Annotated in this window: 12 protein-coding genes; 2 read left to right on the plus strand and 10 right to left on the minus strand. The window is 70.7% G+C overall.

Annotated features, from left to right (window positions below; genetic code table 11):
* Nucleotides 1-49: 49 nt before the first annotated feature.
* From G4D86_RS18675 to ftsE, 9 genes are all read right to left on the minus strand, one after another.
* Entirely contained in the window at nt 50-1,579 is a 1,530-nt protein-coding gene (locus G4D86_RS18675) for a cellulose synthase family protein (RefSeq protein ID WP_163995327.1), read from the minus strand.
* Nucleotides 1,580-1,904: 325 nt separating this feature from the next.
* Complete coding sequence (locus G4D86_RS18680) at nt 1,905-2,885, minus strand: D-alanine--D-alanine ligase (protein WP_163995328.1); 981 nt, start codon at nt 2,883-2,885, stop codon at nt 1,905-1,907.
* Nucleotides 2,886-3,095: 210 nt separating this feature from the next.
* The gene (locus G4D86_RS18685) at nt 3,096-3,335 is read right to left on the minus strand and encodes a hypothetical protein (protein ID WP_163995329.1); all 240 of its coding nucleotides are present in this window, start codon (nt 3,333-3,335) and stop codon (nt 3,096-3,098) included.
* Between the two features lie 2 nt (nt 3,336-3,337).
* A complete protein-coding gene (locus tag G4D86_RS18690) occupies nt 3,338-5,245 on the minus strand; it encodes a PEGA domain-containing protein (RefSeq protein WP_163995330.1) in 1,908 nt (635 codons plus the stop codon).
* A gap of 69 nt (nt 5,246-5,314) precedes the next feature.
* Nucleotides 5,315-6,706, minus strand: coding sequence for a S41 family peptidase (locus G4D86_RS18695; RefSeq protein ID WP_163995331.1), 1,392 nt, complete (start codon nt 6,704-6,706; stop codon nt 5,315-5,317).
* A 45-nt stretch (nt 6,707-6,751) separates the two neighbouring features.
* Entirely contained in the window at nt 6,752-7,612 is an 861-nt protein-coding gene (locus G4D86_RS18700; protein WP_163995332.1) for an alpha/beta fold hydrolase, read from the minus strand.
* Nucleotides 7,613-7,682: 70 nt separating this feature from the next.
* Entirely contained in the window at nt 7,683-8,816 is a 1,134-nt protein-coding gene (locus G4D86_RS18705) for a murein hydrolase activator EnvC family protein (protein ID WP_163995333.1), read from the minus strand.
* Nucleotides 8,813-9,715 (minus strand): cell division protein FtsX, encoded by a 903-nt coding sequence (locus G4D86_RS18710; RefSeq protein ID WP_163995334.1) that lies wholly within the window; start codon nt 9,713-9,715, stop codon nt 8,813-8,815. The genes G4D86_RS18705 and G4D86_RS18710 overlap by 4 nt, the downstream gene beginning before the upstream one ends.
* On the minus strand, nt 9,712-10,407 hold the full coding sequence (gene ftsE / locus G4D86_RS18715; RefSeq protein ID WP_163995335.1) for a cell division ATP-binding protein FtsE: 696 nt from the start codon (nt 10,405-10,407) through the stop codon (nt 9,712-9,714). Before ftsE ends, G4D86_RS18710 begins: the two co-directional genes overlap by 4 nt.
* Nucleotides 10,408-10,527: 120 nt before the next feature.
* Between ftsE and G4D86_RS18720 the strand changes: the two genes are divergently transcribed.
* Entirely contained in the window at nt 10,528-12,000 is a 1,473-nt protein-coding gene (locus tag G4D86_RS18720) for an SLC13 family permease (RefSeq protein WP_163995336.1), read from the plus strand.
* Between the two features lie 115 nt (nt 12,001-12,115).
* Here the strand turns inward: G4D86_RS18720 and G4D86_RS18725 are convergent, their stop codons facing one another.
* Nucleotides 12,116-12,673, minus strand: coding sequence for a nickel-dependent hydrogenase large subunit (locus G4D86_RS18725; RefSeq protein WP_163995544.1), 558 nt, complete (start codon nt 12,671-12,673; stop codon nt 12,116-12,118).
* Between the two features lie 236 nt (nt 12,674-12,909).
* On the opposite strand from G4D86_RS18725, the gene carF reads away from it, so the two are divergent.
* The gene (gene carF, locus G4D86_RS18730) at nt 12,910-13,764 is read left to right on the plus strand and encodes a plasmanylethanolamine desaturase (RefSeq protein ID WP_163995337.1); all 855 of its coding nucleotides are present in this window, start codon (nt 12,910-12,912) and stop codon (nt 13,762-13,764) included.
* Nucleotides 13,765-13,817: the final 53 nt, after the last annotated feature.

A 13,817-nucleotide genomic window follows, 5' to 3' on the forward strand; every position in this document is an offset into this window, starting at 1 on the left:
AGGCCCGCGATGGACCCCACCCCTCTCGCTTCCCCGAAGGGAGTGTCGCTCAGGCCGCGCGGCGCGGCTGCTCGCCGGCGGCGTTCACCGCCGGAGCGGCGTCCGTCAGCTTGAGCTTGCCGGACAGCCCCAGGCCCTGCAGCAGGCTGGAGACGCCGACGTACAGGAAGCCCGCCTGGAACAGGATGATGAAGGGCACCGACGTGTAGATGCGCGCGTCGATGGCGAACCACAGCGCGCCCGTGAAGTAGGCCGCGAAGAGCAGCTCCACCACCGGCATCAGCGTCTTGCTGCCGCGGTACGTCTTCTTCACCGCGACGACCTTCTTGCCCTCGGCGCCCGTCTTCGGCGTGCGCGCGAAGCCGGACTGCTGGTTGAGCAGCGCTTCCAGCACCGCCTTCGCGTTGTTGATGGCCAGGCCGATGCCCAGGCTCATCAGGAAGGGCAGGTACTTCACCCGCGCCCACCCATTCACGCCCATCTCCCGCTGCGCGGCCACGTAGAACACGCAGACGCTGGCGGTGGCGCTGATGAAGAAGGGCAGGTCCAGGAACAGCGTGCCGTACAGGCCGTGCTGGAAGCGCACCACCATGCTGATGGGCATCAGCACGGACAGCAGCACCATCAGCAGATAGGCCATGTTGTTGGTGAGGTGGAAGAAGGCCTCCCGCTTCACCGCCATGGGCAAATCGCTCTTCAGGATGGTGGGCAGCAGCTTCTTCGCCGTCTGGATGGAGCCCTTCGCCCAGCGGTGCTGCTGGCTCTTGAAGGCGTTCATGTCCACCGGCACCTCGGCCGGGGAGATGACCTCGGGCAGGAAGATGAACTGCCAGCCCTTGAGTTGGGCGCGGTAGCTCAGGTCCAGGTCCTCGGTGAGCGTGTCGTGCTGCCAGCCGCCCGCGTCGGAGATGGTGCCGCGGCGCCAGATGCCCGCCGTGCCATTGAAGTTGAAGAAGCAGCCAGAGCGGTTGCGGGCGGTGTGCTCGATGATGAAGTGCCCGTCCAGGAAGATGCTCTGCGCCTGCGTCAGGATGGAGAAGTCACGGTTGAGGTGACCCCAGCGCACCTGAACCATGCCCACCTTGTCGTCCGCGAAGAACGGCACCGTGCGCAGCAGGAAGTCCGGGCTGGGCACGAAGTCCGCGTCGAACACCGCGACGAACTCACCGCGCGCCAGCTTCAGGCCGTTCTCCAGCGCGCCCGCCTTGAAGCCCTGGCGGTTGGTGCGGTGGATGTAGACGATGTCGTGGCCCTTCTGCTTGTGACGCTCCACGCACGCGCGGGCGATGCCACACGTCTCGTCCGTCGAGTCGTCCAGGACCTGGATTTCCAGCAGCTCGCGCGGGTAGTCGATGCGGCACACCGACTCGACCAGGCGCTCCACCACGTACATCTCGTTGAAGATGGGCAGCTGGATGGTTACGCGTGGGAGCGCCTTGAGAGGGCCCTTCGGCGTCGGCAGCTTGAACTTGTGCCGGTAGTACAGGAACGCCATCCGGTACCTGTGCGAGCCGTAGACCGCCAGCACGCACAGGACGCTGAAATAGACGCCCAGGAAGATGATCTCGACGGTGGTCATCGGTGACGCTCAGCCCCTCCCGCTCGGCCCCCGTGGCCCGCGGTCCTTCTCTGCGCGGCGGCACCGACACCCTTCTCACGCTGACCGCCGCCAGATGGGTCTGGTGAGCCCCCGCTCCGTATGTGCCCGAAAAGACGAGGTTTTAGCCTTCCGGGAGTGATCGGCGCCGGACAATAGGGACGCGTCAAGGTCGTGTCAAACTATTCCCCGGATTTGAACGTTCCGTTCACGGGGAACTGACACCCTGCGTCACAGTCGTCTCGGAGGTCTGTCGGGGCCGGCGCCGGGGCTGAGGCGGCGCCGGTGAGAGGGCCAACCCGCAGGGTCAGCTCACGGCGCGGCGGGGCTCGGGGGTGGCGGGGACGGGGGCCACGGCGGGGGCGTCCATGACGCCGGCCTCGTCGCGGGTGGCCAGCGCGAGGATGCGCTCGGTGAGCTCCGCGAAGTCCAGGCCGCCCTGGGCGGCAATCTTCGGCAGGAGGCTGGTGGGGGTGAAGCCGGGCAGCGTGTTCACCTCCAGCACCACGTCATTCTCCGTGTCCGAGCAGAGCAGGTCCACCCGGCCGTAGCCGCGGCAGCCCAGCGCGCGGTACGCGGCGAGCGCCAGCGACTCCACGTTGGCCACGCGCGTCGGCGACAGCCGGGGCGGGACGAAGTAGCGGGCGCCGCCCTTGTACTTGGCCTCGTAGTCGAAGCCCTCGCGCGGGGTGGCAATCTCGCAGCTGCCCAGCACCGTGTCGCCGAGGATGCCCACCGTCACCTCGCGGCCGGCCACGAAGCGCTCCACCAGCGCCTCACCGCCGAAGCGGCACGCCTGCGCCACCGCGGGGGCGAGCGCCTGGGGCTCGTGCACCAGCGCCAGCCCCACGGAGGAGCCACCGCAGGCGGGCTTCACCACGCACGGGAAGCCGAGGTCGCCGTGCAGCTCCAGCGCGCGCGCCGCGTCGTCGCGGCCCACGCGGTAGCCCTGGGGCGTGGGCAGGTTGTGCAGCCGGAAGAGCTTCTTCGCCATGGGCTTGTTCATGGCCAGCGCCGAGGCCAGCACACCCGAGCCGGTGTACGGCAGCTCCAGCAACTCCAAGAGGCCCTGCACCCGGCCGTCCTCGCCCATGCGCCCGTGCAGCGCGATGAAGGCCACGTCCAGCTCCGCCGCGCGCAGCGCCCTGTCCAGGCCGGGGCCAGCGAAGATGCGGGTGACCTGGTGGCCGCGCGACTCCAGCGCCCCCACCACGGCCTCTCCCGTCTTGAGCGAAATCTCCCGCTCCTCGCCCCACCCACCCATCAGAACTCCGACGCGCTTGCCCATGTCGATGATGCCTCCTGGACACGGGACAGAGCACGGAGGATGCCAACCACACCGCGTCCGGCCCGGGCCGGACGGGCAGCCCGGGTTTCCCCTCGGAACAAGGGGTTGGACGGACGCCCGGGCAGGCGGGCAGGCGTGGTCCTCGGGACACGGCGCGGCCCCGAGGACACGCGGGTGGGACTGTAGAAAGTCCCGTCCCCGCGCGCGGACTCAGGGGCCCGCGTCGGTGCCGGCGTCCACGGTGGTGCCGGCGTCCGCGCGGGTGCCGGCATCACCGGTGGCGGAGCCGTCGGAGACGCACGCCTCATCCTGGCAGACGTAGCCCGGGAGGCACTGATTGCGCTCGTCGCAGGGCTGCCCCTCCTCGTCGAAGTCGAGGAGCAGGCTGCACGCGGACAGCCCCAGACAGAGGGCCGCGAGCGGGACGAGGGAACGCAGGGGACGACGCATGGCTAGTAGTTCCGGAGATCGTCTTCGTCGAGTGAGGGCTTCTTCTTCTTCTCCTCTTCCTTCTTCCGCCGCTCCTCCTCCTCGCGCTTGCGCTTCGCTTCCTCCTCACGCTTGCGCTTCTCCTCCTCCTCGCGCTTCGCCGCCGCCGCCGCTTCCTCCTGCTTGCGCTGCTCCTCCAGCTCGCGGCGCTGGCGCTCCACCTCCTGCGCGCGCTTGCTGTCCGTCGGGCGCGCGGGCGCGGGGGCGGGCGTCTCCTCCTTCGGAGGCGGCGTCGAGGGCGTGGTCTTCGAGGGCGGAGGCGTCGTCGAGGGCGTGGTCTTCGAGGGCGCAGGCGTCGTCGAGGGCGTCGCCTTCGAGGGCGGGGGCGGCATGGGCAGCGACTCGCTCCGGGGCTTCGTGCTCGCCGGAGGCGGCGGCATGGGCAGCGCCTCGCGCTTCGGGTCCTGCGGTGCCGGCCGCGGGGGCTCGGCGGGGCTCACCGGGGCGGGGGCCTTGCTGCTGCTGCTTCCACCGCCACCGTCGGCGAAGGCGAAGTAGCCACCCAGGCCCGCGGCCGCCAGGCCCGCGATGACGCCGATGTCCGCCACCAGCGCGTACGTCTTGCCGGTGTCCTTGAGGTCCTTGGCGCGCGCGCTGTTCTGCGGGGCGCGCTGGAAGTCGTCCTCCTTCGCGGAGGCCTCCATGCCGAAGTAGACGCCGCCCGCCACCATGGCCACGCCCGTGGCCATCAGCACGTAGCCCACGGTGCGGCGCGTGGCGCTGCCGCCCGAGAAGTGCGTCACCGGCTTGCCGCCCTGACGGGGCGCGTCCGCGGACACCAGCTCCGTCAGCAGCGCGTCCGCGCCCGAAGCCATGCCGTCCCCGCGCGGCACCATGGCCAGCGCATAGGCCTGGTTGTGCCCGTCCGCCACGTCCAGCCGCAGCGCCGTCACGTCCAGCGGTCCCGCCCCTGCCCCGCCCCGGACGAGCAGCGCCAGCACCTGGGACACCCCGGCCAGCGTGCCCAGCTCGCGCAGGGCCTTGTCACGGTCCGGGCCCTCCGGCTTGCGGGCCGCCTTCTCGGTGGCGGTCTGCAGCGCCTTCTGCGCCGCCACCGGCTTCAGGGTGAGCACCGTCTCGCCCTCGCGCCCGCGGCGCTGCTCCAGCGCGTAGCCCGGCGCCACCGCCGTCACGTAGTGGTCCGCGGGCGTCAGGTCCGTCAGCGACACCGGCGACACGCCCCGGAACTCGCCATTCACATACACCTGCGCGGGCACCGGCTCCGTGCGCACCGACAGCGACGTCTTCGCGGCGGCCAGCGCGGACTTGCGCTCCTTCTCCACGAAGGCCATCTCGTCCGGCGGGAAGAAGTTGGGCGAGAACTGCGCCCTCGGGTCCATCGCCAGCACCGAGCGGATCTCCAGCTGGGCCGCCGTGTTCTCCCCGTTGGCCACCTGCGAGGCCGCCTTCATCACCCGCGCGCGGATGAGGTCGCCGAAGTGCCGGGACAAATCCCCCGCCTCGTACGCACGCACCGCCTTGTCGAACTGCTGGAGCGCCTGCTGCGTGTCCAGCTCGTCGTAGGCCTTCTGGCCCTCCTTCATCGCGGCGGCGGCCTCGGCCGCACGGGCCTCGCGCTCGCGCCGGCCGCTCGTGTCCAGGGCATCCGTCAGCCGCACCAGTTCCAGCCGGCCGGAGCGCACCACCGCCTGCTCCGCGAAGTGCGTCAGCCGAGCCGCCTCGGTACGGGCCGCCGCGTCCAGCGGAATGGCCACCACCGTCACCGTCGGCGCCGTGGAGGCGGCGGAAAGGGCCCGGGGCACCAGCCGCGCGGGCATGGACGACTGCGCCGCCGCGGGCCCTACCGCCAACAGCCCCACCAGCCACCCGCTCAGGGCCGCTTGCAGCGCGCGAATGCTCGAAGGTCGCATCACTCGTTCACCCATTGTTCGTTGCGCATCAAACGGAGTACGCGGCGAAATGCAAGCGGGAACGAGTCATCAGCGACCCGACGTGCGCGCCGGCCCACGCGCCTGGGCCGGGGCCAGCCCATGGAGGTAGTCGAGGGCCACCTTCAGCGGGTAATCCTTCAGTGCGGCGGTGACGTCCCAGTCCTTGAGGCCCTCGGGCAACCCGTGCGGCGCGGCGGCGGGCGTCTCGGTGACGGCGGTGGGCTCGGCGCGGAAGTGGCGCTGCAGGTCCTTCTCGCGCACCACATCGCGCGGCGTCTTGCCGCCCGGTTCGTCGGGGACGAGGTAGTCGGGGGTGATGCCGCGCTCCTGGATGCTGCGCCCCTTGGGCGTGTAGTAGCGGGCGATGGTCAGCTTCAGGCCCGAGCCGTCCTCCAGCTCGATGACCGTCTGCACGCTGCCCTTGCCGAAGGTCTGCGTGCCCATGATGGTGGCGCGGCCGTGGTCCTGGAGCGCGCCGGCCACGATTTCGGACGCGGAGGCGCTGCCAGCGTTGACGAGCACCACCACGGGGTAGTCCTTCTCCGTGTCGCGGTCCTTGCTGCGCTCCTCGGTGGCGTTGCGCCCGTCGCGCCCCCGCGTAGAGACGATGGGCAGGTTGCCCGGCAGGAAGCGGTCGCTCACCGCCACCGCCTCGTCCAGCAGGCCGCCGGGGTTGTTGCGCAAATCCAGCACCAGCCCGCTCAGCTCCTTCCCGCCGTTGAGCGCGCGCAGCCGGTCCAGCTCCTTGCGCAGGTACAGGCCCGTGCGGTCCTGGAAGTTCTTCACCTTCACGTGGCCGATGCCGCCGTACAGCGCGCCCTCCACGGAGACGATGCGGATGTGGTCGCGGATGATGGCGATTTCGCGGGGCGCGCTGAAGCCCTGGCGCATGATGGTGAGCAACACCCGCCCCCCCGCCGGCCCGCGCATCTTCTGCATCGCCCGGCCCACGTCCATGCCCTCCGTGGACTCGCCGTCGATGCCGACCAGCTCGTCGCCGGCCTTGATGCCCGCGCGCGCCGCGGGCGTGTCGTCGATGGGGGCCACCACGACGATGCGCTCACCCTTGCGCGCAATCTCGATGCCCAGCCCGCCCCACTCTCCCGAGGTGTCTATCTTCATCTCCCGGAACACCTCCGGGGGCATGTAGACGGTGTGCGGATCCAACGTCTCCAACATGCCTTGGATGGCGCCCTGGACCAGCCGCTCGCGGTCCGGCGGCTCCACGTAGTTGTTCTCCACGTAGGAGAGCACGCGCGCGAAGAGCTCGAGCTGGCGGAAGGTGGCGTCGTCGTGCTCGGCCCGCTCCGCGCGGCCGGTGGCGGCGGGCGCGCTGGAGGCCCGGGCGCCATCCTTCGTCTTCTCGTCAGCGGCTGCGGGTCCGGTCAGGAGGAGGAAGGCGGCCAGCGCCGCGCGCCAAGGCTGGGAGAGACCCGTCACGTCGGTACGTCCTTTCGAAGGCCGAGTCGGAGTCTACACCCGGCCTCAGAGCCCGGACGTGTCCGCGAAGCGCACCAGGTGCGACACCAGCTCATCCGGACGCTCGAGCTGCGGCACGTGGCCGAAGCCGTCCACCACCCGGATGCTGGCGTGCGCCGGCAGGTGGGCGCGGTACCACTCCAGCGTCACCGAGGGGAGCAACCGCTCGCTGCCGCCCCACAGAAAGAGGACGGGCATGGCCAGGTTGCGGACCTTCTGCGGCTCCAGGCTGGCGCGCGTGGCGAGCGCCTCGGCGGTGAGCGCGCGCACCGTGGGCGTGTCGTAGAAGCGGCGCAACTCGTAGGCGAACAGCAGCGCGGGCAGCGGCGGCCGGTGGAACAGCCTGCGGGTGAAGGCGCGCGCCTCCGCGGGCGAGCGCACGACGAAGGAGTTGAGCAGCGCGGTGTTCTCCGCCTCCGGCAACTCCGCGCCCGCCGGGGCCACCAGCGCCAGCGCGCGAACCCAGCTCGGGTACTCGGCCGCGAGATTCACGGACATGGCCCCGCCCAGCGAGTTGCCCACCACGAAGGCCGGCTCACCCACCACCTGCTCGACGTAGGCGCGCAGCACGTCGAACTGGTTGCGCACGCACAGCTCGCCGCCGCAGTACTCCGTCGAGAAGCCATGGCCCGGCAGGTCCGGCGCCACCACGCGCGAGAAGCGCTTCGCCAGGCCGAAGAAGGTGCGCCCGAAGCCGTTGGCCGAGCCGCCCAGCCCGTGCACCAGCACCACCGGCGGCCCCTTGCCCTCGCCCTTCAGCGAGTAGTGGTGCAGTGCCTGCCCGGCGACGTCCACGGTGGTGGACTCGACGCCGCGGGCCACCAGCATCCGCCGCATCACCTTCTGCATTCCGCCCATCAAGTCCATGCGCCTGCCTGCTCCTCGCAAGGGGATGCGGGAAAGGATAACAACCTCGACGAATCTTCGCCGCAATGCGTCAAGAACCAGGGGCCAGCCAGGGCGCCGGGTCCACGGCCTGTCCGGTTCTGCGCACCTCGAAGTACAGGTAGGCCCCCTTGAGGGAGCCGGTGTCGCCCACCTCGCCCACCACGTCGCCGGCTGCCACGGTGGTGCCAACGCCGAGCTCGGGGGTAATCGTGGCCAGGTGGGCCATGAGGGTGTGGAAGCCGTCGCCGTGGTCCAGGATGAGCAGGTTGCCGTAGCCGCGCAGCGAGCCGGCGTAGGCGACGGTGCCCTCGGCCACGGCTTGCACGGGCGTGCCCGCGGCAGCGCGGATGTCCAGGCCCTTCTGCACGGTGACGGTGTTGAAGCGCGGGTTGACCACCTTGCCGAAGCCCACCTCGACGACGCCCTTCACCGGCCGGGGCAGCTTGCCCTTCAGCGCGCCGAAGCCGTGCGTGGCGGGCAGCTCCTTCAAGTCGCTCACCACGCGGGTCAGCTCCGCGTCCGCCTGCTCCAACTCGCGCACCGCGCGCTTCGCCAGCTCCGCCTCGCCGGCCAGCGAGCCGACGACTTCCTCCAGCGCCTCCTGCTGCGCGCGGGCCAGCTTCTCCTGCTCCTGGAGGAAGGCCACGCGCGCGGACAGCGACGTCTGCAGGCGCTTCAGCTCGCGCGTCGCCTGGCGCTGCAGGTGGGCCACGCGCTGCACCGTGCGCAGCAGCTCCAGGTCGCCGGACATGCTGGCCTCCAGCGCCCGGGCCCGCCACACCAGCGCGGCGAAGTCGTCGGCGGACAGCAGCACCTCCAGCGGCCGGCGGCGCATGAGGCGGTAGAGCGTGCGCAGCCGGGGGGACAACCGGCGAAGCTGCAGCCGCAGCGCCTCGCGCAGCACGGCCTCCTCGCGCTCGGCCAGAATCACGCGGCGGCGGAACACCGCCAGATCTCCCTCCAGCGAGCGCACGCGCCGCCGGGAGAAGGCCGCCATCTCCTCCATCAGCTCCACGCCCTCCAGCACGGAGAGCTTCTTCGCCTCGATGAGCGCCAGCGTCGCGCGCTGCGTGGCCAGCTTGTCGCGCAGGGCGGCCTGCTCGGCCTCCTCGTGCGCTTGCGCGGACGCGGCGGAGGCCGCCAGCACCAGGGCCAGCGGCAGGTGGAGGAACGCCCGGCTCATACCCGGAGGAAGCGTCCCACCGCGACGAAGCTGCCGCCCAGTCCCAGGCCACACCCTGCGCCCACCAGCTCCAGCGCCAGCCGAGGCTCCACCCACGGCGCCGCCACACCCGGTCCCAGGAGGAATGCGAACAGCGAGCCCAGCGTGGGCCCCAGCACGTGCCCGAAGGCCCACAGCCCCAGCAGCGCCACGCCCGCGCCGAGCAGCCCCTGGAGCAGCCCCTCCAGCAGGAAGGGCGCCTTGACGAAGCGGTCCGTGGCGCCCACCAGCTTCTGGATTTCAATCTCACCGCGCCGCGCGTAGATGGCGAGCTGCAGCGTGGCCGCGACGATGATGACGGTGGCGCCCAGCACCACCGCGAAGGCCACCAGCGCGCCGAAGCGCAGCGCCCGGGCGATGGCGGACAGGCGCTCCACGGCCGCCTCGCCGTAGTCCACGCCCGACACGCCCGGCTGCGCGCGCAGCTCCTTCGCCAGCGCCTGGAGTGAGGCCGGGTTGCGCTTCTCCGGAGGCACGCGCAGCTCCAGCGTCGCCGGCAGCGGGTTCTCCGGCAGCTCCGCCAGCGCGTCGCCCAAATCGCCCAGCTCCGTGCGCAGCCGCGTCAGCGCGGCGTCCGGGGGCACCAGCGTCACCTCACCCGCGCTCAACTCCACCACGCGGGTGCGCACGCCATGCACCTCGTCCTCGCCTAATTCGGGGGCCAGGTACACCGTCACCTCCACCTCGCCGCCAAGCGACGACAGGAGGTTGTCCAGCACCCGCGCCGCGCCCCGGGCCATGCCGGCGGAGAACAGGGCGATGGCGATGGTGGTGACGGCGATGAAGTGCACGAAGGGCGAGTGCCGCAGCCCCACCGCCGCCGAGCGCCAGAAGTACCGCGCCTTTGCCGTCACGCTCATCCGGCCACCATCCGCCGCGCCGCCTTCACGCCGTCCTCGTCGGAGACAATCTGCCCGCGCTCCAGCCGCACCGTGCGCTTCTGGTAGCGCGCCAGCAGCGTCGCGTCGTGCGTGGCCACCATCACCGTGGTGCCGCGGATGTTGACCTGGGTGAGCAGGTCCATGATTTCCACCGTGAGCGCCGGGTCCAGGTTGCCGGTGGGCTCGTCCGCCAGGAGGATGGTCGGGTCATTCACGAGCGCACGCGCAATCACCACGCGCTGCTGCTCTCCACCCGACAGGCGCAGGGGGAACGAGTCCGCCTTGTGCTCCAGTCCCACCAGCTTCAGCATGCGGCGGACCTTCTCGCGGGCCTCCGCGCGCGGCACGCCGAGCACGTCCAGCGTGAAGGACACGTTGTCCTCCACCGTCCGGTGCGGCAGCAGCTTGAAGTCCTGGAACACCACCCCGATGTTGCGCCGCAGGTACGGCACGGCGGACTCGCGGATGCGGGCGATGTTGCGGCCGCCCACCAGAATCTGCCCCTTGGTGGCCTTCTCCGCGCAGAAGATGAGCTTGAGCAACGTCGTCTTCCCCGCGCCGGAAGGGCCGGTGAGGAAGACGAACTCGCCCTTCTCCACGTTGAGGTTGATGTCCGAGAGCACCGGCGGGTCGCCGGGGTACGCCTTGTACACGTGGAAGAACTGAATCATGGCGCGCGCGGGAGGGGCGCCAACCTACCACGGCCGGGCGGAAGCGCCCCACGCACGCCCGGCGAGAGGGCGGGCTTCCCCCTCCCACCCGTGGCGGCGCCTGTGCGAGCGTGGAGGGCCATGAGCCAGCAGGCCGCTCCGCGTACGACAACGGGACAGTGGGTGGGGCGCATCGCCGGGCCCGTCGTGGCGGCGCTCGTGTACTTCATCCCCTCAGGGCTGCACTCGATTGAAGGCATGGGCCACCGTCCCGCCGCGGCCGCCGCAGTGGCCGCGTGGATGGCCCTCTGGTGGTTCACCGAGGCCGTCCCCATGGGGTGGACCGCCCTGCTCCCGCTGGTGCTCTTCCCCGCCCTGGGCGTGTTTGGCGACAAGAGCCTCGTGGCGGCGGTGGGCCACTCCGCGCAGCCCTTCGTGGACTCGTACATCTTCCTCTTCATGGGCGGCATGGCCCTGGGCGCCGCGCTGGAGCAGTGGGGCCTGCACCGGCGCATCGCCCTGCTCATCATGCACGCCATCGGCACCAGCCCCAGGCGCCTGCTCTTCGGCATGCTGGCCGCCACCGCCGCCGTGTCGCTCTGGATTTCCAACACCGCCACCGCAGTGATGATGGTGCCCATCGGCATGGCGCTGGTGGCCCAGCTCGAGGCCGCCGAGGGCCGCCGGCTACAGCACTTCGGCGCCGCGCTGATGCTGGCGGTGGCCTACGGCTCCAACGTGGGCGGCATCGGCACCAAGATTGGCTCGCCCACCAACTCCGTCTTCGCGGGCGTGGTGTCGCGGCGGCTGGGCAGCGACGTGGGCTTCATGGAGTACATGGTCGCCGCCCTCCCCTTCGTCATCATCTTCCTTCCCATCGTGTGGGCGGTGCTGTGGCGCTGGGGACGCAAGGACACGCTGGGCCCCGGCCAGGGCGGGGACGTCATCGCCAGTGAGCTGGCCCGGCTCGGTCCCCTGTCCGGGGGCGAGCGCGTGGTGGGCGGCGTGTTCCTCACCGCGGCGGTGCTGTGGATTCTCGGCGACCCGCTGCGCGACCTGCTGGCCCCGCTCGTGGCCCGCGCCTTCGACGGCTTCAAGCTGGCCGGCAAGCACTATGAGGCGAGCGTGGCCATGGTGGGGGCGCTGGTGCTGCTGGCCCTGGGCCGGCTGTCCCTGGCGGCCCTGCGCCGCGTGCCCTGGGACACGCTGCTGCTGCTGGGCGGTGGCTTCGCGCTCGCGGCCGGAATCGAAGGGAGCGGCCTGTCCGCCTGGCTCATCACCCGCCTGTCCGGGCTGGAGGCCCTGCCGGCCCTCGCGCAGCACGGCGTGGTGGCCACCACCACCATCCTGCTGTCGGCCATCGCCTCCAACACCGCCACCGTGAATGTCATGCTCAACGTGCTGCCCGCCTCGCGGCCGCTGATGGCGGTGAGCACCTTCGCCGCTTCGTGCGACTTCGCCCTGCCGGCGGGCACGCCGCCCAACGCCATCGTCTTCGGCAGCGGGTACGTGCGCCTGCCGGTGATGATGAAGGCGGGGGTGATGCTGGACGTGCTGGCCGCGCTGACGCTCACCCTCTACGGGCGGTTCTGGGTGCAGTGGGTGCTGCCGTAGTCAGCCGCCGTCCGGGCCCGTCAAAGCGCACGAGGCCCGCAAGCCCTTGACTCGACTCGAGGAGTCCAGGGCTTGTTCAGGGTCTGTCGAGGCCGATACTGCGGGAGGGGCGGTGCTACTGCTCGCCCTCGCCGGCGAGGTAGCTGAGGATGACCTCGTCGAGGCTCTTCTCGGAGATGAGGTCCTCGCCGAAGAGGGTCTCCACGCCGACCTCGTTGATCTTCGGCTTTTCCTTCATGGCGCGCGCGGCGGCCACTTCCGGGGGCAGCGCCGCCACGGCAGGCACGACGGGCGCCTGCGGCAGCGGCTGCGGCGGGGCCATGGACTGCCCCGGCTGCATCTTCACGGGCGCCGAGTCCGTCTCCAGCTGTCCGGGCTGGTAGCTGCGCGCGGTGGACTCGAAGGTGTCGTACACACCGTTGATGAGGTTGCGCAGCATTTCCTTATGCTGCTCCTCCATCAACTCGCGCACGACCTCCGACAGGTTCTCCGCGTTGAGGATGTCCGCGTAGGACGTCTTCTTGGACGCGAGGATGTTCCCACCCACGAACAGGTGGGTGATGATGTGGGGGTTGTTGACGCCCGAGTCCTCGGTCTGGACGTGGTAGACCTTCCCCTTGTGCTTGATGTTGTGGTTGAAGCCGGTGACGGCTTTCTCGAAGGTTTTCGTCATCGCCGAGGCGGCGGAACGTACCAGCCGCACCCCCACGACACAAGGTAAGCGTGACTGTGTTCGGCGCCCGCCTCCGTGCGCCTGCCCGCCGGGCTCGAAGCGGGCCTGCCCGGGCCCACCAGCCGTGCGAGCCCTCGGGAACTTGCGACCCGTCCGTTGAAAAGCCGAAAGCGGCTGGGGTACGTACTGACTGACGGGAGCGGTTTCCAACGCCGCCGACGTCCAGGACCCCACGGATGAAGAAAAACGAGATCAAGAACAAGGTGCGCCAGCAGGACGCTCAGGTGCTGGCCCAGGGCTACTCGCCCGCCATCCGCGCCATGGAGATCAGCTCCATCGTCGCGTTCATCTCGCTGGAGCTGGCGCTGGTCTACCGGCTCTGGGGCAGTGCCTACACGGGCACATGGCTGCTACTGAGCGCGGTGCTGCTGGGCTACCTCGCCGCGGACTTCGTCTCCGGCTTCGTCCACTGGATGGGCGACACCTGGGGCTCCACCAAGATGCCGCTGCTGGGCAAGGCCTTCATCCGCCCGTTCCGCGAGCACCACGTGGACGAGAAGGCGATTACGCGCCACGACTTCGTGGAGACCAACGGCAACAACTGCCTCATCTCCATCCCCGTGGCCATCATGGCCGTGGCCATGCCGATGACGGGCCCCGGCTGGGTCTTCGCCTCCGCGTTCCTCGGCGCGATGATCTTCTGGGTGATGGCGACCAACCAGTTCCACAAGTGGTCGCACATGGACGCGCCGCCGCCGCTCATCGGCTTCCTGCAGCGCGTGCACCTCATCCTGCCGCCGGACCACCACCGCATCCACCACACGGCGCCGTACAACAAGTACTACTGCATCACCGTGGGCTGGCTGAACTGGCCGCTGCAGGTGGTGCACTTCTTCCCCCTGGCGGAGCGCCTCATCACCTGGGCCACCGGCCTGCTGCCGCGCCAGGACGACATCGGCGACGAGGCCGCCCTCGCGCTGGTGGAGGCCCAGGTCGCCACCGAGGCCCCCGTCGTCCAGGTGGCCAAGGAGCTGCTCACCAAGGCCACCGAGGAGTCCTCGGCCCCCGTCTCCACCCGCCCGTCGGCCTGAAGCCCCGGGCGGTACGGCCCGGGTGACGCCGCCTTCGCAATGGAGGCGAGGAC

It is taken from the genome of Pyxidicoccus caerfyrddinensis (genome assembly GCF_010894405.1).
Classification (GTDB): domain Bacteria; phylum Myxococcota; class Myxococcia; order Myxococcales; family Myxococcaceae; genus Myxococcus; species Myxococcus caerfyrddinensis.